16 protein-coding genes and 1 pseudogene are annotated in these 18,421 nt (G+C 62.8%); 6 read left to right on the top strand and 11 right to left on the bottom strand.

The annotated features are described in order from the left end of the window. Positions 1-475: 475 nt before the first annotated feature. The 11 genes and pseudogenes from D5041_RS22290 to D5041_RS18470 form a co-directional block, all read right to left on the bottom strand. Positions 476-1,444 (bottom strand): annotated as a pseudogene (locus D5041_RS22290) (SPM autocatalytic domain-containing protein); the annotation flags it as partial. Positions 1,445-1,446: 2 nt separating this feature from the next. Beyond that, positions 1,447-1,938, bottom strand: a complete 492-nt coding sequence (locus D5041_RS18515) for a hypothetical protein (protein WP_265285444.1) — start codon at positions 1,936-1,938, stop codon at positions 1,447-1,449. Between the two features lie 176 nt (positions 1,939-2,114). Then, on the bottom strand, positions 2,115-2,273 hold the full coding sequence (locus D5041_RS18510) for a hypothetical protein (RefSeq protein WP_265285443.1): 159 nt from the start codon (positions 2,271-2,273) through the stop codon (positions 2,115-2,117). Between the two features lie 51 nt (positions 2,274-2,324). After that, positions 2,325-2,789 (bottom strand): hypothetical protein, encoded by a 465-nt coding sequence (locus tag D5041_RS18505; protein ID WP_265285442.1) that lies wholly within the window; start codon positions 2,787-2,789, stop codon positions 2,325-2,327. A gap of 23 nt (positions 2,790-2,812) precedes the next feature. Continuing rightward, positions 2,813-3,019 (bottom strand): hypothetical protein, encoded by a 207-nt coding sequence (locus tag D5041_RS18500; RefSeq protein WP_265285441.1) that lies wholly within the window; start codon positions 3,017-3,019, stop codon positions 2,813-2,815. A gap of 40 nt (positions 3,020-3,059) precedes the next feature. After that, positions 3,060-4,019: an IS5 family transposase gene (locus tag D5041_RS18495; protein ID WP_265284258.1), complete on the bottom strand. Its 960-nt coding sequence runs from the start codon at positions 4,017-4,019 to the stop codon at positions 3,060-3,062. 90 nt (positions 4,020-4,109) lie between these two features. After that, positions 4,110-4,721: a hypothetical protein gene (locus tag D5041_RS18490; protein ID WP_265285440.1), complete on the bottom strand. Its 612-nt coding sequence runs from the start codon at positions 4,719-4,721 to the stop codon at positions 4,110-4,112. Between the two features lie 198 nt (positions 4,722-4,919). Next, complete coding sequence (locus tag D5041_RS18485; protein WP_265285439.1) at positions 4,920-6,380, bottom strand: HlyD family type I secretion periplasmic adaptor subunit; 1,461 nt, start codon at positions 6,378-6,380, stop codon at positions 4,920-4,922. Then, on the bottom strand, positions 6,377-8,659 hold the full coding sequence (locus D5041_RS18480) for a type I secretion system permease/ATPase (RefSeq protein ID WP_265285438.1): 2,283 nt from the start codon (positions 8,657-8,659) through the stop codon (positions 6,377-6,379). Before D5041_RS18480 ends, D5041_RS18485 begins: the two co-directional genes overlap by 4 nt. 266 nt (positions 8,660-8,925) lie before the next feature. Further along, on the bottom strand, positions 8,926-10,473 hold the full coding sequence (locus tag D5041_RS18475) for a hydantoinase/oxoprolinase N-terminal domain-containing protein (RefSeq protein WP_265285437.1): 1,548 nt from the start codon (positions 10,471-10,473) through the stop codon (positions 8,926-8,928). Between the two features lie 10 nt (positions 10,474-10,483). Next, a complete protein-coding gene (locus tag D5041_RS18470; protein WP_010102930.1) occupies positions 10,484-11,590 on the bottom strand; it encodes an S-methyl thiohydantoin desulfurase family protein in 1,107 nt (368 codons plus the stop codon). A 262-nt stretch (positions 11,591-11,852) separates the two neighbouring features. Between D5041_RS18470 and D5041_RS18465 the strand changes: the two genes are divergently transcribed. Genes D5041_RS18465 through D5041_RS18440 form a run of 6 tightly spaced genes read left to right on the top strand, consistent with a single transcriptional unit; the run spans position 11,853 to position 18,340 of the window. Further along, positions 11,853-13,433, top strand: a complete 1,581-nt coding sequence (locus D5041_RS18465) for an ABC transporter substrate-binding protein (protein WP_265258975.1) — start codon at positions 11,853-11,855, stop codon at positions 13,431-13,433. Positions 13,434-13,447: 14 nt separating this feature from the next. Further along, a complete protein-coding gene (locus D5041_RS18460; protein ID WP_010102928.1) occupies positions 13,448-14,458 on the top strand; it encodes an ABC transporter permease in 1,011 nt (336 codons plus the stop codon). Positions 14,459-14,463: 5 nt separating this feature from the next. After that, positions 14,464-15,363, top strand: coding sequence for a nickel transporter permease (gene nikC, locus D5041_RS18455; protein WP_265285436.1), 900 nt, complete (start codon positions 14,464-14,466; stop codon positions 15,361-15,363). A gap of 4 nt (positions 15,364-15,367) precedes the next feature. Further along, positions 15,368-16,396, top strand: a complete 1,029-nt coding sequence (locus D5041_RS18450) for an ABC transporter ATP-binding protein (protein ID WP_265285435.1) — start codon at positions 15,368-15,370, stop codon at positions 16,394-16,396. After that, the gene (locus D5041_RS18445; RefSeq protein ID WP_265285434.1) at positions 16,393-17,382 is read left to right on the top strand and encodes an ABC transporter ATP-binding protein; all 990 of its coding nucleotides are present in this window, start codon (positions 16,393-16,395) and stop codon (positions 17,380-17,382) included. Before D5041_RS18450 ends, D5041_RS18445 begins: the two co-directional genes overlap by 4 nt. Positions 17,383-17,431: 49 nt before the next feature. Next, entirely contained in the window at positions 17,432-18,340 is a 909-nt protein-coding gene (locus D5041_RS18440; RefSeq protein WP_265285433.1) for a LysR family transcriptional regulator, read from the top strand. The last annotated feature ends 81 nt before the right edge of the window (positions 18,341-18,421 follow it).

The following is an 18,421-nucleotide window of genomic DNA, read 5'->3' as shown; positions in this document are numbered from 1 at the left end:
CACCACCATAGGTAAAGCCCATAAAGCGCTCGACCACACCCAATTTGCGAACAAATTCGTCATAGGCTGATGTACCAGCAGCCAATCCAGCCAAGTTGTAGGTCAACCTGACAGCACTGCTTGAGAGGGCCTCGGCCTGCGCTTTGAGTGATTTCAAATCGGCTGTGTTGGCCCATTTCTCAATGAAGCCATCAAGTTTGTCGATCTGTCCTTGCCGGGTGGTTTGCTGGGTGTAAGTTTGCACCCAATTGCCAAGATCGGTCGAGAGGCTGATGGCTTCAGACAGATCACGCACACGCCCTGAGCCGCGCAGATTTGGCAATGCCTTGGCCTGATCGGTGAGTGGAATCTCGTCACTGAACTGCCGATAGAAGGTATTCACCAGCAAGTCCAGATTGGCCGCTGCACTGCTGGTTTCACCTGTCGTACCCGTGGTACCATTGGACCGGGTAAAGGCGCCCACAGCTGTCTGCAGATTGCCATTTCCCAAGTCGGTACGCACAGCGCTTGAGTTGACGCCAATTGCAGTGATGCTGTTGGCGTCAAGTGTAGTCAACTCTTCGGTTTGGCTGATGCCATCTTGGTTCAAGTCACGCCAGACGCGCAAGTTGGCAAAAACGCTGTCTGCCGAATTGATCTTGCCGTCGTTATTGGCATCCAAGTCTTTGAGTGCGTCAAAGCCGTTGGATGCCAGTTGGCCATTGCTCTTGAGCGTGTCCACACCAAAGAGTTCGCGACCCGAATCGATCGTGCCATTGCCATTTCGGTCCAGCACCAGCCAGCCGTCGTCGGGTTTGACCCATCCAGTGCCGGTTTTGACGCCATCGGCGTCGTGATCGAACAAGATGATCGTACCGTCGCGGGTGCTGGTGGTTTCGATGCCGTCGCCATCCAGATCGAGAACCAGCGGGTCACGGCGAGGAGGTTCGGTTCCGCCCGTACCCGCATTACCACCAGCGCTTCCTATGCCACCAGATCCCCCAGTTCCACCACCGCTGCCGCCACTACCACCCTTGCCGCCGGAAGGACCATGCCCAGCATTAACACGTGGATCTGTTTCAAAGTTTGTAATCAATTTTCCATCATTTAAAGCTTTGAATACATCACCCGCAATTTTGGATGCAGCATCGCCACCCCTATATTTACTCCCTATCTCAGCACCCGCTTTATTGTTCCACAAGTCCATCGCCACATCGCGAGGGTTGGGTTTTTTATAAATATTGGCCATCTCGTGAAGCAAGCCAAGAATATTTGCAGAATGATCTCCGAAATATTGAGAAAATCTGGCGCTCACATAAGCATGTCTGAACGCATCACTCTCATCATTCCAATCGGTTTTAGAGCCCCAGAATTGGACCGCCTCAGAATTAAAAGATTGCTTCAAATTACTCAAAGATAGCGCAAATCCAGCACCAAACCCTACGAGACCCACACCCACATACATGATTACATCCCTTCTGAAAGATCAAAAAATGTCGTAAACCCGTCATCACCAGAAAATATGAATTTTGAATTTTTTCTTTTTACACATCTGCCTTTTCTGAAATCGGATCTGAGATAACTGGACATCTCGTAGATTTTTAGAACTTCTTCTTTTGATAGAATAATAATCCACCAGACATGATCTCCTATGTCATCAGATATTTTGTCATTCAAGAAATTCATTTGATTATTGGATAAATGTGGCTCCACCGAATCTGGCGTCACATATGAAGGAAGAAAGCATACTTGCTCGCCAATTGGTATTATTTCTTCAATTTTTACCTCTTTGCTGGAGGTTAATTTTTCAATCAGCATGGATTCAAAAGAACGATCTTCAAAAGTGCTGAGCCAGTTAATTAATCTAAGAAATGGTATTGACAAAAGCAGTATTGTCAAAGGTAGTACAAAAAGCAGAAAAACAATTCTGGAAAATATTTTTATACTGGCAGAAATCATGATAACCCCAAGGGATTTAGTAATCAGGAACTTGTGTCGATAAATTCATCAATTCAATCACTCTCCTCTGCAATCACTCTCCTCTGCCCCATCCTGATTTCCGCAGCGATATTCATTCCAAGCGCCAGCCGGATGGGTTTGTCGTTCACATCGATGTGTGTGCGCCCGATTTTGAGTTACTTTTTCCACCTTTGCCGGCACGGTGCCGTAGCGCGCGTGAACGGCAAGGTTTCCAGTTTGATGCTCACGTCCTGCTCGGGGGCTACAAAGCCGATATTCCTGTTTTCCAGCATGACATCTGTGCTCACGCTGGCACTGTCGGAAACAATGGCCATCAGGACTTGGGCTACGGCATGCTACTGCTATTGGTACAACTCCTGCCATGATCAAACCCTTTCTGAAAGATCGAAAAATACTGTATATTTGCTTTTAGAAGAAAGTATAAGTTTTGAATTTTTCTGTTTTACACACCTGCTCTCTCTGAAATTGGATATGACACCACCGGTCATTTTATAGATATTTATAACATCGTCTTTTGACAAAATAACAATCCACCAAACATCATCCGCGCCAACAACGGAATCAATTCTGACATTCAAAAACTCCTTTTGAATCTTGGACAACGAATTCACTGAATCTGATGACGTGTATGGAGGAAAAAAGCATACGCGCTCACCTTTTGGAATTATCTCATTAATATTTATCTCTTTGTTGGATGTTAATTTTCCAATCAACATGGATTCAAAAAAATGATCTTCAATGGTTTTGAACAAGTGAAGCCAATTAAGAACAGGAATTAACAGCAACAGAAAGGCAATCCAGCAAAAGATTTTTCTATTAATAGAATTCATCATAACTCCCAGGGCTTGCGCAATCAGGAACTTGCGTCGGTAAATTCGTCAAGCATATCCGCTGTGCCCTCTGGTGACCAGCCGTTGCCTGCGTCAGAACAAAAGACATTTCCACGGATGTTTCTGATATGGGTACTGTCATAGGCCAAACGCTCCATCTGGATTTCCGCAGTGATATTCATCCCCGGCGCCAGTCGGAGGGGCTTGCCATCCACGCGGCGTTGTTGCATAAATCGACCTTCGAAGATGTACCTCCCCAGGAACACTAATTCAGGTGAGGCGTGCGGACTGCGGGCGAGCCAGAGAGGCCATGCGATTGAGCACGCCCGCACGGATGGCAACCTCGGTGGCCTGCGAGCCAATCGTGCGTGCCCACAGGAAATGGCTGGTCAGCGTCTTCAGACGGTACATCAGGTTCTCCACCAGCGAGCGCTTGTGGTAGCCGCTGGCTTTTTTCCATTCGCGTCGGCTGCTCTTTGCGATCTCGTCAATGGCCGCATTGCGCCAAGTTGCGCCCGGCGTGGCCTGCGGCCAGGGCATGGCGCCTTCGCGCGGGGGAATCGAGGGCGTCGCATCGCGTGCGGCAATCTGCGCGTGGCACGCTTTGGTGTCGTAGGCGCCATCGCCGCCGACGATGCCAATCGGCGTTTCGGACGGAATCTGCTCAAGCAAATCGGTCAGGGCCTCGCTGTCGCCCATCTCTTGGTGGGTCATCAACGCCGCGCAAATCTGGCCGGTCTTTGTGTCCATCGCCAGATGGACCTTGCGCCAGGTGCGGCGCTTGGACCAACCGTGTGTGCGCACCTTCCATTCGCCCTCGCCGTAGAGTTTGAGGCCTGTGCTGTCAACGGCCAAGTGCAGTGGCTCGCTCGGGCGCAGCGCGGGCAAGACGACTTGCAGGCTTTGCGCGCGGCGGCTCAAGGTTGTGTAGTTGGGTACCGGCAGATCCGGGAAGGCAAGCTGGCGCAGGCTTCGAGCGAATCCTTGCAGCGCACGCAGCGGCAGATCAAACACCTGCTTGAGACTGAGCAAGCCTTGGATAACGGCATCCGGGTAGATGATCGGACGTCCGCGCCTGCAGACATCCGCAGCCGGTGCGGGCCTCAGAAGGTTCTTGTCGATCCACACCTCGATATCTCCTCTGGCAATCAGTCCGGCGTTGTACTGCGCCCAGTTCTTGACACGGTAGGTCGCCTTGGGCTCGGTTCGTTGGCTGGTGTCTCTGCGCATGTTCTCTGGCAAAAGGTCGGAAATGTACCTGGTCCGTGTCGCGACTGACAGCAGCGCTTGCTGCTTGCATCGCCGTTGTGCGCACAAACATCAGCACGCTTGTGGTTCGGGATTTATGCAACAACGCCCATCCACGCCGAAGTATGCGCGCGCACTCAAGCTTGAGCATGGTCGGGAAGTCTGTTTTGAGGTGCTGGGTACATCCATGGGATCTCCTTCTGAAATATCGAAGTATGGCGTATGTTTATCTTTATTGAAAAGCACAAGAAATCTTGAATCTTTTTGTTTTACACATTTTCCTTTTTTGAAAATTGGTGTAATCCTCCCAGTCGTCCTGTAGGTCTCGAGAACTTTTCCTTTTGATAGAACAATAACCCACCAGATCTGATTGCTTATGTCATCAGACATTTTTCCATTCAAGAAACCCATTTGATTTTTGAATAACGATGATTCCATTGACTCTGATGTTTTGTATGAAGGAAGAAAGCATACACGCTCACCAATCGGAATTACTTCGCTAACTTTAACTTCTTTGTTGGAAATTGATTTTTCAATTAGCATAGATTCAAAAGATCGACTCTCAAGAGCTATAAAACGGCGAAATTCGTAAAGCTTGTAAAACCAATAAATCCCGTAAAGGAAACTAGGGCCAAGCATCAACAACAAAATCCAGAAAAAGAGCTTTTTATTAACAGACAGCATTTTCAGTCCCCAAAACTTGCACAGCCAGAAAACGGATTTCTCCACACACGCAATAGCTGATCTATTCCGTTGAAAATACGGTACGCCAGCGTATTCACTGTACTTCCTGGAAATTTTCCGCTGACTACTGCATCAGAACAAAAGGTATCGCTAACATGGGCGTTGTCATGGAAGCTCCCCAAGATTCAGATGCATCATTCAACGCTCCCTCAAACTCTCACTCCCCGCCCTCTGAATCGGACTGAGCAAATATTCAATCACCCGCCTCTGCCCCGTCTTGATCTCCGCCGTGATATTCATCCCCGGCGCCAGCCGGATCGGCTTGCCGTCCACGTCGATATGCGTGCGCCCGAGTTTGAGTATGGCCGGGAAGATCGCGCCGCGTTTCTCGTCGTTTACCGCGTCCTGCGTCACTTTCTCCACCTGCGCGGGCACGGTGCCGTAGCGCGTGAACGGGAATGTCTCCAGCTTGATGCTCACGTCCTGCCCGGGAACTACAAAGCCGATGTCCTTGTTTTCCAGCGTGACCTCGGCGCTCATGCTCGCGCTTTCGGGGACGATGACCATCAGGGCCTGCGCCTCGGTGACCACGCCGCCTTCGGTGTGCAGGGCCAGTTGCTGCACGGTGCCGCTGACCGGGGCCGTGAGCGTCGCGCGCTGTTCGCGTTGCCTGGCCTTGGTCAGTTCCTGGCCCGTCTGGTGGCGCTTGAGGTCCGCCTGCGACTGGCGTTCGCTCAGCGCGCGCAGGGTTTCTGCGAGGTAGGCGCTGCGGGTTTTTTCGGCCTCGCGCAGCGCCGCCTGCGCTTCGTACAAGCGGGCCTTCTGCGTTGCCAGGTCGCGTTCGAGTTCGATGCGTTCGCGGGTGCGGTCCTGCCGGGCGTGGACCGACATAAAGCCCTGGGCCATCAGGGTCTGGAAGTCCTGTTCGCGCTGGCGGGCGATGGGCACGGTGGATTCGAGCTTGTCGATCATGGCCTGCACGGTGGCCCTCTCGGCCTCGCGGCGCTGTTGTTCTGCGCTCAGGCGGTCCAGGCGCGCGCTGACGTCGTTCCATTCCGCGGCCAGTTGGGCCTGGGCTCTTGCGCGTTCTGCGTCGGTCCAGTCGGCGACGGCGGCGTTTTCCCGGATGGCTGCGTCCAGCGCCCGATCCACGGGTGCCTTGTGCTTTCCCGCGCGCAGCATCTGTTGCTGCACGCGGGTGCGCAGCCATTCGGACTGCGCGGCCTTGTGCGTTTCGAGCAGGCTGGCCCGGTCGGCCTGCGCGTCGGTGGGGTCGAGTTCCATGAGCGGCTGGCCGGCCTGCACCCGGTCGCCGTCCTGGACGAGGATGCGGCGCACCACGCTGCGCTCCAGCGGTTGGACGGTCTTCGTGCGCTCGCTCACGATGATGCGCCCGGGCGCCACGGCCACGATGTCGATCTTGCCGAAGGTGGTCCATGCCACGGCGCTCAGGAACAGCGCCATCAGCGCGTAGGCGATGCGCCGGGGCGCCGGGTGCACCGGCATTTCCTGCAGGCTCAGGGCGGCGGGCAGGAAGGCTTGTTCGTCGGCCAGGCGCGCCGGCCCGGCGAGTTCCGCGCGCCGGGCCCATGCGGTTCGCAGCACGGCCCGGTAGCGGGCCAGCAGTTCCAGGGCCGGGTGGCGCGGCGCGGTGCTCATGCCAGTTCCCGGGGTGGGATGGTGCCGCCGGGGGCTGGCGCCGCGGCCCGGCCCGTGTCCTGCATGCGCCACAGGTGCGCGTACAGGCCCTGCTGCCTTTGCAGCAGCGCGTCGTGCGTGCCGGTTTGCACGATGCAGCCCTTGTCCATGACGAGGATCCGGTGCGCGTGCCGCACGGCGCTCAGGCGGTGGGCAATGATGAGCACGGTGCGGCCCGCGCAGATGGGGACCATGTTGTGCTGGATGATGGCTTCGCTTTCGTAGTCGAGCGCGCTCGTGGCTTCGTCGAGGATGAGGATGCGCGGGTTGGTAAAGAGCGCACGCGCGATCGCGATGCGCTGGCGCTGGCCACCCGAGAGGCTGCCGCCCTGCTCGCCGACCAGGGTGTCGTAGCCCTCGGGCAGTTCGCTGATGAAGTCGTGCGCTCCCGCGAGCCGGGCGGCTTGCAGCACGGCCTCTATGGGAGTCGCGGGGTCGGCGATGGCGATGTTCTCGCGCACGCTGCGGTTGAACAGCAGGTTCTCCTGCAGCACCACGCCCACCTGGCGGCGCAGCTGGGCCGCGTCGATGAGGCTGATGTCGATTCCGTCCACGAGGATGCGGCCCTGGCTGGGCGTGTACAGGCGCTGGATCAGCTTGGTGAGCGTGCTCTTGCCCGAGCCCGAGCGGCCCACGATGCCGATGATTTCTCCGGGGCGCAGGTCCAGGCTCACCCCCGCCAGGACGGGCGCGGCCTCGGGCCGGTAGCGAAAGTGGACGCCGTCGAGCGTGATGCGGCCCTCGATCGGGGGTAATTGGGCGGCGCTGCTCGGGGGCACTTCGGTGCGCGTGTCGAGGATGTCGCCCAGCCGCGCCATGGAGATGCCGGTCTGCTGGAAGTCCGTCCACAGCTGCGCCATGCGCATGATGGGCTGCGCCACGCGCTGGGCAAACATGTTGAAGGCGATGAACTGGCCGACGGTGAGCGCGTTGTCCATGACCAGGCGCGCGCCGTACCAGAGCGTGGCGGCGTTGACGAGTTTGCCGATCAGGTTGATTCCCTCGTGCGCCCAGCTGGCCAGGTTCTGCGTCCGGAAGCTGGCGCTGACGTAGGCGGCCAGCTGCTTGTCCCAGCGGCGTGCGAAGGAGGGCTCGAGCGCGCCCGCCTTGACGGTCTGGATTGCGCTCACGGTCTCCACCAGCATCGCCTGGTTTTCTGCTCCGCGGGCGAATTTGTGGTCCAGCCGGCGGCGCAGCATGGGCACGACCGCGAGGCTCAGGCCAAAGTACAGCGGCAGGCTGACGAGCACGATGAGCGTCAGCGGGACGCTGTAGAACAGCATCACCGCGATGAAGACCACCGAGAACAGCACGTCCAGCAGCACGGTCAGGGCGTTGCCGGTCAGAAAGCTGCGGATGTTCTCCAACTCGCGCACGCGCGCCACCGAGTCGCCCACGCGCCGCGCCTGAAAGTAGGCCAGCGGCAGCTGCACCAGGTGGCGAAACAGGCGCGCGCCGAGCTCCACGTCGATGCGGTTCGTCGTGTGGCTGAAAACGTAACTGCGCAGTGCGTTCAGAACGCTCTCGAACAGCACCACGATCACGAGGCCGATGACCAGAACGTCCAGCGTGGTCACGCCCCGGTGCACCAGCACCTTGTCCATCACGACCTGAAAGAACAGCGGGCTGACCAACGCAAAGAGTTGCAGCATGAACGAGATCAGCAGCACCTCGCCCAGGAGTTTGCGGTGCTTGACGAGGCTGGGGATGAACCAGGAGAAGTCAAACTTGGCCAGTTCGCCGGCCAGGCTCGCGCGGCTGGTGATGAGGATGAGTTCGCCCGTCCAGCGGGCGGCAAAGACCTCCAGGGGTTCGATCACCGGCTGGCTGCCGGCAGCGGGCGCCGACGGGTCCTGCAAGAGCACCCGCTGCCCGTCGCACTGGGCAAGAACGACCGTGCGCGCCGAGCCGGCCGGTCCGCGCAGCAGGGCCAGCGCGGGCAGCGGACTCAGGGAGAGCCGGTCGGCGCCGGTGCGCGAGCGCTTGGCGCGCAGGCCCAGGTGCTTGGCCGCCCGGAGCAGGTCCTCGGTGCTCGCGGGTTCGCTGGGCCGCAAGCCGATCTGGTGGGCCAGCGTGGCCGGGTCGGCTGCGGTTTGGTGCAACCGGGCGACCATGCACAGGGCCGTGAGCGAGTCCGCTGCCGGGTCCTGTTGCGCGCTGGTCTGCGGTGCTGCCGGGGCTGCGTCCGGCGTGTTTGCCGTGGCCACGGGGGGGCTTGTCTCTGTATTTTTCTCTGCCATGGTGGATATGCATCCCTGCGATTGTTCCAATCTGTATGTGATGAGCGGGCACTGTAACAGATACTGCAATAAATTGCGCAATTTTCTTGCAATCGCCAAGCGCCCCGATTTGGCCAACGACCCGCGCTACGCCTGTTCGACCGGCGCGCAGCAAGAACCATGAATCGACGGCTGCCTGGATCGCGCCATGCCGCCCGTTGGGCATCCCCGTGGCGCCGGTGAGCCCAGCCTGGAAGACCCGTTCGGGAACCCGCAACCGACTCCGCTCAGGGTTGGCAGTCACGTCGGGCGATCTCGCCGACCACGCGCACCCGCGCCCTGACGGCGTTGCCGGGCAGGTAGGCCAGGGGGATATCTTCCTGTTCGATGACGGTGATGCTGCTGGCCTGCGCGCCGGCGGCCACTGCGCGTTCCACGGCGATCGCGCGTGCGCGCTCCAGCAGTTCGTCGCGTCCCAGGTCGAGGAAGATTTGGTCGACTTCGCCAGATACCTGCGCAATTGCCGCGCCCACGGCGTTGGCCACGGCGTGGTTGGCGACACGGACCACCTCGGAAAAGCCCGCGACCTGGTCGGGAATCAGCACGGAGCCGCCGCCCACGGCGATGAGCGGCACGCTGCGTGCGCTGCTCTTCATCCGGTCGCAGGTTTCGGCAATGGCCTGGTGGATGCGCGCCAGGGCGCCGCGCACCATCGCGGGGTCCAGGTGCGCCACACGGGCGCGGTCGCCGATGTCCGCCAAGCCTGCGGCGACTGCGATGTCGGTGCAGGTAAGCCGTGCGCCGCCAAACACCAGCGCCTCGTCCAGCAGGCGATGCCCCACGCTGACGGGGCCCAGCTGCAAGCTGTGCGGGTCGACCAGGGTGCCTCCGCCGACGCCGATGGACAGCAGGTCCGGCATGCGGAACGCCGTGCGCACGCCGCCCACCTCGACCATATTGTTCGCTTGGCGTGGAAAGCCGTTTTGCACGCAGCCGACGTCCGCCGTGGTGCCGCCCACGTCGCACACGACCGCGTCGTCGATGGCTGCCAGGAACACTGCGCCCCGCATGGAGTTGGTGGGACCCGAGGCGAAAGAATGCACGGGAAAGTCGCGCGCGTTCTCGGCCCGCGTGACGGTGCCGTCGTTCTGCGTCAGGAACAGGGGCGCGCGGATGCCGCTGTCGGCCAGCGCCTGCACGAAGGCGTCGGTGGTCTTGTGCGCCAAGTCGATCAGGGTGGCGTTGAGCAGCGCCACGTTCTCGCGCCCGAGCAGGCCGATGCGGCCCAATTGGTGCGAGTACGTGATGCGGCAATCGGGATGCTCCTGCCGCAGGATTTCGCCGGCGCGCAGTTCGGCTGTGCCGATCAGCGGGGAAAACACGCCGCTGATGGCCACGGAAGACACGCCGGACGCGCGGATGGCGCGTGCCGCGTCGCGCACGGCGCGCTCGTCCAGGGGCATGATCTCGCGGCCGTCGAACTCGTGGCCGCCTTGCACCAGATAGGTCCCGCCATTAACCTTGCGCGCCAGGTCCTGCGGCCAGTCGCAGAACGGCAGCAGCGACGCCGCAGCCGGCAGGCAGACACGCAGCGCGGCCGCCGGTGCGAGGTCGCAGCGCTGCACGACGGCATTCGTGAAGTGGGTCGTGCCGATCATGACGGCCTCGGGCGCCGCCGCCGCGGGGCAGGCCTGAATCAGCGCCGCCAGCGCGCGGCACACGCCGCGGGTGACGTCCCCGGTGGTGGGCGACTTGACGGCGCCCAGGACTTGGTCGTCCTGCACGAATACGGCGTCCGTGTTCGTGCCGCCTACGTCGATGCCGATGTGTTTCATATGGGCTGCCCTACGCGAAGACGCTGCGGTAGTCGAAGCCGAAGCCGAAGGCGCGGGGGCCCACCAATTCCAGGCCGCGCGGGGTGGTGAAGACAGGCGGCGCGGGCAGCGCGAGCACGCTGACGCGCTGGCCGAAGCGCAGCACGTCCGTGCCGATGCCGTCGCCGCTGATGGAGTCGAGCACGCAGATCAGGTCGGGGGTCATCACGTGCGGCAGCCCGTCGCGTTCGCCCACGGAAAACTCGTTCTGGAAATGCAGCGTGTAGCGCGACCCGCGGTCATCGCCAAGGCCCTCCAGCATGGCGTGGCCGCGCAGGAAACCGGCGGTGGTGCGGCGTTCCACGTCCACCACCTTGCCGCTGAACAGGAGCCTGCCGGCGGTTTCCTCGAGCACCGCGCCGATGACGTCGCCATGCTGGCGGCGCGCGTGCAGCACGGCCGCGCCCAGCCGGATCGCCTTGGTGACGGTGTAGAGGATGCCGTAGTCCTTGACCTCGCTGCCGCTGCGCGGCGTCTTGCAGGTCGCCGCCGTGGAGCCCATTTCGACCACCACCTTGCGGCTCAGGCGCTCTACCCAAGTGGCCGACGCCGCGCGCGTGACGATGACTTCGTTGTCGCGGATGTCGGCCACGGCCAGTGGATACATCGGCAGGTCGTTGGCCGCGAAGCTGGTCATTTGTGCCTCCGGGTAGGCGCGCCCCATGCTGTCGGCGTCCACCACCGGCAGCCCCATCAGCGCGGCCACCATGAAGGGCTGCAGGCCGTTGCCGCCGCCGATCTCCAGCGCCATGACGGCGCGAAAACGCGCGCCGCAGTATTCCTCCATCATGCGCACCGGCTTGAGCGCGAAATGCGGGTCGGCCAAGCGCTCCTGCCCGACCAGCGGCGCGCCCATGCTGGACACCACGGCCACGCGGTCGTCGTCGTTCAGGTACATGGGGTCGAGCAGCAACGCGCGATAGCCCTTCTGGTAGAGCTGGCGCATGTTCAGCAGTTTCTGGTAGGGGTCCCCCCCACCGCCGGTGCCCAGTATCCAGGCGCCCACGGCCAGGGACTCCAGATCTTCGGCGGATACGGCGCGCGTTCCGGTGTGGGTGCTTGCGACTGCGGACAGCATGGTTTGATGAGGGTATGGGTGAACCGGGGTGCCGAACCTTACTTCGACCCCGACGAGCCGGGCAAATTGAATATGCGCATGCCCCGCATAGACCCAAATCATGCGCTGGCGCGCACCCCCGCAGGGGCGGATGCGCGCTTCCTATGTGCTGCGTCTATGTGCCGCATTCTTCGTATTTATTTGCCGATGTCTGGTGCATCTGCAAACATCAAGCACGGCTTTCGGCATCGTGCCGGCAAGCGACATCCAAGGAGAGTTACCAATGCGGCAACGCCTGAGCACCTTCCTGTTGGCCCTGAGCATTGCCTGTGCATCAGCGGCCCCGCATGCTTTCGAGACGGCCAACGGCAAGCGCATCCTGGTCATCGGCGGCCAGCAGGCCGTCTCGGTCATGGACCCGGCGCAAAAATACGATCTGTCCATCCGCACCATCCAGCAGGCCACGTACGATGCGCTGCTCAAGTACGAAGGCGACCCGCCCGAACTGAAGCCCTGGCTGGCCACGTCGTGGTCGGTCAGCGGCGACGCGTCCGAATGGACTTTCCGGTTGGACCCGCGTGCGCGCTTCCAGAATGGCGATCCGGTGGACGCGGCGGCGGTGAAGGCATCCTTCGAGCGCACGCTGAAGCTGAACAAGGGGCCGGCGTGGATGTACGCGGACTTCCTCACGCCCGACAACATGACGGTGGTCGACGCGCAGACCATCCGATTCAAGCTGACCCGGCCCTACGCGGCGTTCCTGGGCCTGGTGCCGTGGTGGTACGTCGTGAACGTCAAGGAAGCCATGGCGCATGAAGTCAACGGCGACTCCGGCCAGCAGTGGCTGACCGAGCACAGCGCCGGCTCCGGCCCGTTTCGCGTGAAGCGCGTGGAGCCGAATGCGCTCTACGAACTGGAACCCTGGAACGAATACTGGAAGGGTTGGCCGCAGGCGGAGCGGGCCCGTCTGGGCGGAATCATCTACCGCGTGATGACCGAAAACTCCAGCCGCCGCGCCGCCTTGGTGCGCGGCGAAATCGACATCGCGAGCAGCCTGTCGCCCGAAGATCTGGACCAGCTGGGCAGCGTCAAGGGCGTGAAGATCGAGCGCAAGCCGGGCATGGGCGGCTTCGGCCTGAAGTTCAATACGCAGGGCAAGTACACGGCGGACCTGAACTTGCGCCGCGCGCTGGCCTATGCGTTCGACTATGAGTCGCTGCTGAAAATCTACAACGGCAAGGCGCGCCTGATGGATAGTCCGTTCCCGCCGTCGGTCCTGGGCCATATCGCCGTGCCCGACATGCCGCGCCGCGACATGAAAAAGGCCCGCGCCCACCTGGCCAAGTCGCAATGGCCGCAAGGCGGAATCGAACTGGAATACGTCTACGTGCAGGGGCTGGAAGAGGAGCGCCAGATGGGCCTCTTGCTGATCGACAACCTGAAGCCGCTGGGCATCTCCATCCGCATGGTGCCGCTGACTTGGCCGAACATGGTGGCGCGTGGCTCCAGGGTGGAGACCTCGCCGGACATCTTTGCCGCGTTCACGTCCGCCATGTCGATCGACCCGGAGTCCATTGCCTACCAGTATCACAAGGGCTCCTGGGGCCAGTACTACGGCACCCACTTCCTGAACGATCCGAAGCTGTTCGCGCTGATCGACCGCGCCCGCACGCTGTCTTCCTGGCCCGAGCGCCAGCCCCTGTATGAAGAGATCCAGCGGCGCATCGTGGCGCACCAGCCCGAGGTCTTCGGCATGCTCCGCGACCGCTTCACCGCATCGCGCGACTACGTGCAGGGCCTGCTCGATTCGCCGATCCGCATGGCCGGCGAGTTCGACCTGTATCCGTTGTTCATCGGGCGCTAGGAGGCGCCGGCCCCATGCTGCGCTTTATCGCCAAACGCTCGGCATTCATGCTGCTGATGCTGGCCGGTCTGCTGGGCATCACGTTCACCATCTCGCACGTCGCACCGGGGGATCCGGCGCGTTTGGCCGCGGGGCCCAACGCCACCGAAGCGATGGTGCAGACGATCCGCGCGGAATACGGCATGGACCAGCCGGTGCTGGCGCAGTTCGGCAACTACCTGGGCGGCGTCCTGCGGGGCGACCTGGGGCGCTCCATCACCACCACCCGGCCGGTGTTCCAGGACCTGCTGCGCTACTTTCCGGCCACGCTGGAGCTGGTGTGCTTTGCCATTCTCATGGCCATCGTGGGGGGCCTGACCCTGGGCACCGTGGCGGCGGCCACGCAGAACCGCTGGCCTGACCACCTGATCCGCCTGGTGTCCACGTCCGGCGTGGCGTTCCCGATGTTCTCGCTGGGCCTGCTGCTGAAGTATCTGTTCGCGCAGCACATGGAATGGCTGCCGCTGGGCGGTCGGCTGGACATGCTGAGCACCCCGCCGGAGAGCATCACGGGCTTTCACACCATCGACAGCCTGCTGTCCGGCGATGGGGAGACCTTTGCCTCCGCGCTCCGCTACATGCTCCTGCCGGCGCTCGCGCTGGCCTTTCCGGCGCTGGCGTCCATCGTCCGGGTGAACCGCGCCGAAATGCTCGAAGTGCTGTGCCAAGACTACATCGTGGCGGCGCGCGCGCATGGCGTCGCCGCGTGGCGGGTCATCGCGAAATACGCGCTGCGCAACGCCATGCTGCCCACCCTGGCCATGATCGGCCTGCGCTTTGGCTGGATGCTGGGCGGCACCGTGCTGGTCGAATCGGTGTTCGACTGGCCGGGCATCGGGCTGTATGCCGTGCAGGCCACCATGAACTCCGACTTCCAGCCCATCATGGGGGTCACCCTGGTGCTGGGCGCAAGCTTCATGCTGACCAACTTCGTCATCGACGTCGTCTACGGCATGCTGGACCCGCGGGTCCGCCATCCGGGTTGAGCGCCATGTCCACCACGGCCCTCGCTCCCCCCACCGTGCGCGTGCAGCATGGTCTGGCGCGGCAACTGCGCCTGTACGCGGCCACCTTCGCCCGCAACCAGTCTGCCATGCTGGGGCTGCTCCTCGTGCTCGGCTTCCTGCTGGTGGCGTTGTTCGCGCCCTGGCTGGCGCCGTATCCGGAAGACGCCAGCGGCTCGGTGAAACTGGCGCAGAAATTGCGGCCACCCAGCTCCGCACACTGGTTCGGCACCGATGAGATGGGCAACGACGTCTTGTCGCGCGTGCTCCTCGGCGCCCGCACCTCGTTGCAGATCGGACTCACCATCACCTGTATCGCGGCGTTCATTGGCGTGCCGTTGGGCGTCATCGCGGGCTACTTCGGCGGCCGGGTGCAGGAATGCATCATGCGCGTGACGGACATCTTCCTTTCGGTGCCCGGCCTGGTGCTGGCCATCGCCATCGTGGGCGCTCTGGGGCCGGGCATCCGCAACGCCATGCTCGCGCTGTCGCTGGTCTGGTGGCCGGGCTACGTGCGGCTGGTACAGGCGAAGACGCTGTCGCTCAGGAGCGAGGTCTACGTCGATGCGGCGCGCATGATGGGCGCGGGCCCCTGGCGCATCGTGTTCGTGCACATCCTGCCGAACTGCGTCTCGCCCATCGTCATCAAGGCCTCGATGGACATGGGCATGGCCATCCTCAGCGCCGCCAGCCTGGGTTTTCTGGGGCTGGGCGCGCAGCCGCCAGCACCGGAATGGGGCGCCATGATTTCCGTGGGGCGCAATTACCTGCCGCAGTGGTGGTGGTATTCGGTCTTTCCCGGCCTGGCCATCTATCTCACGGTGCTGGGGTTCAACCTCATCGGCGACGGGCTGCGCGACGTGCTCGACCCCAAGCAACGGAGCTGACGCGATGGCCGCTCCCCTGCTCGAATTCGACGATTTCCGCCTGCACTTCGACACTTTCGACGGCTGCTACCAGGCGCTGGACGGCGTCACGCTGAGCATCGCTGCGGGCGAGAGCCTGGGCATCGTGGGCGAAACGGGTTGCGGAAAGTCCGTCACCGCCAAGAGCGTGCTGGGCCTGGTCTCCAGCCCGTCCGCGCGCATTGCGGGCGGCGACCTGCGCTACCGCGGGCAAAGCCTGCTGGGCATCGGGGCCGCCGCCATGCGCCGGATCCGCGGCGTGGAGATCGCCATGATCTTCCAGGATCCGATGAGCTGCCTGAACCCGTTGTTCACGATCGGCGACCAGATGTCGGCAGTGATCGCGGCGCATGACGCCAGCGGGCCCCGCGGGCAACGCCGTTCGGCCCGCCAGCGGCGCAGCCACGCCGCGCACATGCTGGCGCGCGTGCACATGCCCAGCCCGGACACCCAATTGGGCTGCTATCCGCACCAACTCTCCGGCGGCCAGCGCCAGCGGGTGCTGATCGCGATGGCCTTGTCCGGCGCCCCGTCGCTGCTGATCGCCGATGAGCCCACGACCGCGCTGGACGTCACCATCCAGGCGCAGATCCTGGACTTGCTCGACGGGTTGCGGCGCGACCTGGGCCTGAGCATTTTGCTCATCTCCCACGACCTGGGCGTGATTTCCCGCGTCTGCGACCGCGTGGCCGTCATGTACGCGGGAACGGTCGTCGAGACCGCGCCCGTGGAGGCTCTGTTCGAGCGTCCCCGCCATCCCTATACGCGCGGCCTGCTCGCGTCGGTGCCGCATCCGCGCAAGCCGGCGCAGATGCTCGCCGGCATCCCCGGCACCGTGCCGAATCTGCTGCATCCCCCTGCGGGCTGCCGCTACCAGGCGCGCTGCCCGCAAGCGCTGCCCGCCTGCGCGCAGCAACGGCCAGTCACCGTGGCGTTCGCGCCGCAGCACAGCGCCGCCTGTCTGCTGCTGGACGAAACGCATGCCGCCGACACGGCTGCCAGGAACCTGGCATGAGCGCACAAGCCGGCGTCACCCGCCCCGCCGCAGCCCCGCTGCTGGAACTGCGCGCCGTATCCCGCGAATTCCGCCTGCACGACGGCCGCAAACTGCACGCCGTCAGCGGCGTGGACTTGGCCATCGAACCCGGCCAGGCGCTCGGGCTGGTCGGCGAATCCGGTTGCGGAAAATCCACCTTGGGCCGGCTGTGCGCCCGGGCGCTGGACCCCACGCGCGGCAGCGTGCATTTTGACGGCCGCGACGTCACCCGGCTGGACGCGCGCGAACTGCGCGCGCTCAGGCGCTCGGTGCAGTTCATCTTCCAGGATCCGCACTCGGCGCTGAACCCGCGCATGAGCATCCTGCGCAGCGTGTCCGAACCCCTGATCCTGCACACCGACCTGCGCGGCGCGCGCTTGCGCGCCCAGGCTGCGGAACTCATGGAAATGGTGGGCCTGCCCGCGCAGTTTCTCGGCCGCTATCCGCACGAGCTTTCCGGCGGGCAGAAGCAGCGCGTGTGCATCGCGCGCGCGATTGCGCTCAGGCCCAGGCTGCTCGTGCTGGACGAACCCACCTCCGCGCTCGACGTCTCGGTGCAGGCGCAGATCCTGGCGTTCCTGAAGGACTTGCAGTCACGCTTTCAACTGTCTTATCTGTTCATCTCGCACAATTTGGCGGTGATCCGGGCCCTGTGCCCGCGCGTGGCCGTCATGTATCTTGGCCGCATCGTCGAGCAGGGCCCGACGGAGGAGGTTTTCGTCAACCCCCGTCACCCCTACGCCGAAGCACTGATCGACGCCATCCCCGTGCCGGAAGGCCGCCAGCCGCCGCGCCGGATCGCGCTGCAGGGCGATATCCCCTCGTCCATTGACCTGCCGCGTGGCTGCGCCTTCGTCTCGCGGTGCGGCAAGGCCAGCGCCGGTGTGTGCGACGTGGTGCAACCGGCGCTGTACGCCAGCGGCCCCGCCCACGGCGTGCGCTGCCATCTTTACGCGCCGGCCTGATGGCGGCGCATCCGGACCCAAGCGCCCACCGCTGTACGAGTCGCCGGGCATGATTGCGCTACTGGATAAATTCGCCAACCAGCTCGATTGGAATCTGCTGCGCACCTTCATGGTCATCGTGCAGGAGCGCAGCATCACGCTCGCCGCCCATCGCCTGTCGGTCACGCAGCCCTCGGTCAGCGCGGCGCTGCGCCGTCTCGAAGAACGCCTCGAACGCCGCCTGATCGAGCGCGGGGGCGCCACCGCCTTCCAGCCCACCGCCGCCGGCGAAGTCCTGTACCGGCACTGCGCTGAAATCTACGGCGTCATCACCGCCCTGCCGAACGCCCTGGACGCCGCCCACGCGGTCGTACAGGGCATCGTCACGCTGCATCTCAGCGGCCACGTCCACTGGCAGGAGCTGCCTAGCCTGATCGCCGCGTACCGCCAGCAGTTTCCCTTGGTGCGCTTTCGCGTCAGGCGCGGCATTTGCGCGGACATCCTCGGCCAGCTGGCGCAAAAGAACGCCACGCTGGGGGTGGTGTCGGCGCACGACGTGCGGCCCGTATTCACGCGGCGCAAGCTGTTCGACCAGGAAATGGGCCATTACGCCGGAGCCGCTGCCCCGGACGAGCGCGTCGCCTCCCTCGACGTATGCAACGCGCCGGTCATCGGCTACGAAGGCGAGCAGACCGGCACCCCGCTCGCGGCGCTGTCGATGCACCGGATCCGCGCCGGCCTGGAGGGCGCCACGGTGGCCGAAGCGCCGGATTGCGAGGCGCTGGCGGCATTGGTGCGCGCCGGCGCAGGCATCGGCGCACTGCCGCGCCGGTACGCCAGGGAATGCGCGCGCCTGACGGAACTGCCGCTGGACCCCGTGGTGCTGCCGGTGTACCTGGTGCGTCACGAACAGGTCACTCTGAGCCCGGCCGAGCAGAGCTTTCTGCAATACTTGGACGGGTCTGCTGACCGGCGCTGAAAGCCGCAACCTCCAGGAGGCTCCTGGAATTCTTTCGCCGCACTGTCAACGCAGCCTGCATCGGCCGCGTTGCGGATACAT

The sequence above is a fragment of the Verminephrobacter aporrectodeae subsp. tuberculatae genome, from assembly GCF_026127385.1.
GTDB lineage: Bacteria > Pseudomonadota > Gammaproteobacteria > Burkholderiales > Burkholderiaceae_C > Acidovorax > Acidovorax aporrectodeae.
Note: the sequence above shows the minus strand (reverse complement) of the source record. Positions and strands in the feature narration are given on the sequence as shown.

What these genes read in the sequence shown, in the direction of transcription:
- D5041_RS18515 (WP_265285444.1), bottom strand. Translation starts at nt 1,938, where the DNA reads ATGATTTCTGCCAGTATAAAAATATTTTCCAGAATTGTTTTTCTGCTT.
- D5041_RS18510 (WP_265285443.1), bottom strand. Translation starts at nt 2,273, where the DNA reads ATGGCCATTGTTTCCGACAGTGCCAGCGTGAGCACAGATGTCATGCTG.
- D5041_RS18505 (WP_265285442.1), bottom strand. Translation starts at nt 2,789, where the DNA reads ATGAATTCTATTAATAGAAAAATCTTTTGCTGGATTGCCTTTCTGTTG.
- D5041_RS18500 (WP_265285441.1), bottom strand. Translation starts at nt 3,019, where the DNA reads ATGCAACAACGCCGCGTGGATGGCAAGCCCCTCCGACTGGCGCCGGGG.
- D5041_RS18495 (WP_265284258.1), bottom strand. Translation starts at nt 4,019, where the DNA reads ATGCGCAGAGACACCAGCCAACGAACCGAGCCCAAGGCGACCTACCGT.
- D5041_RS18490 (WP_265285440.1), bottom strand. Translation starts at nt 4,721, where the DNA reads ATGCTGTCTGTTAATAAAAAGCTCTTTTTCTGGATTTTGTTGTTGATG.
- D5041_RS18485 (WP_265285439.1), bottom strand. Translation starts at nt 6,380, where the DNA reads ATGAGCACCGCGCCGCGCCACCCGGCCCTGGAACTGCTGGCCCGCTAC.
- D5041_RS18480 (WP_265285438.1), bottom strand. Translation starts at nt 8,659, where the DNA reads ATGGCAGAGAAAAATACAGAGACAAGCCCCCCCGTGGCCACGGCAAAC.
- D5041_RS18475 (WP_265285437.1), bottom strand. Translation starts at nt 10,473, where the DNA reads ATGAAACACATCGGCATCGACGTAGGCGGCACGAACACGGACGCCGTA.
- D5041_RS18470 (WP_010102930.1), bottom strand. Translation starts at nt 11,590, where the DNA reads ATGCTGTCCGCAGTCGCAAGCACCCACACCGGAACGCGCGCCGTATCC.
- D5041_RS18465 (WP_265258975.1), top strand. Translation starts at nt 11,853, where the DNA reads ATGCGGCAACGCCTGAGCACCTTCCTGTTGGCCCTGAGCATTGCCTGT.
- D5041_RS18460 (WP_010102928.1), top strand. Translation starts at nt 13,448, where the DNA reads ATGCTGCGCTTTATCGCCAAACGCTCGGCATTCATGCTGCTGATGCTG.
- nikC (WP_265285436.1), top strand. Translation starts at nt 14,464, where the DNA reads ATGTCCACCACGGCCCTCGCTCCCCCCACCGTGCGCGTGCAGCATGGT.
- D5041_RS18450 (WP_265285435.1), top strand. Translation starts at nt 15,368, where the DNA reads ATGGCCGCTCCCCTGCTCGAATTCGACGATTTCCGCCTGCACTTCGAC.
- D5041_RS18445 (WP_265285434.1), top strand. Translation starts at nt 16,393, where the DNA reads ATGAGCGCACAAGCCGGCGTCACCCGCCCCGCCGCAGCCCCGCTGCTG.
- D5041_RS18440 (WP_265285433.1), top strand. Translation starts at nt 17,432, where the DNA reads ATGATTGCGCTACTGGATAAATTCGCCAACCAGCTCGATTGGAATCTG.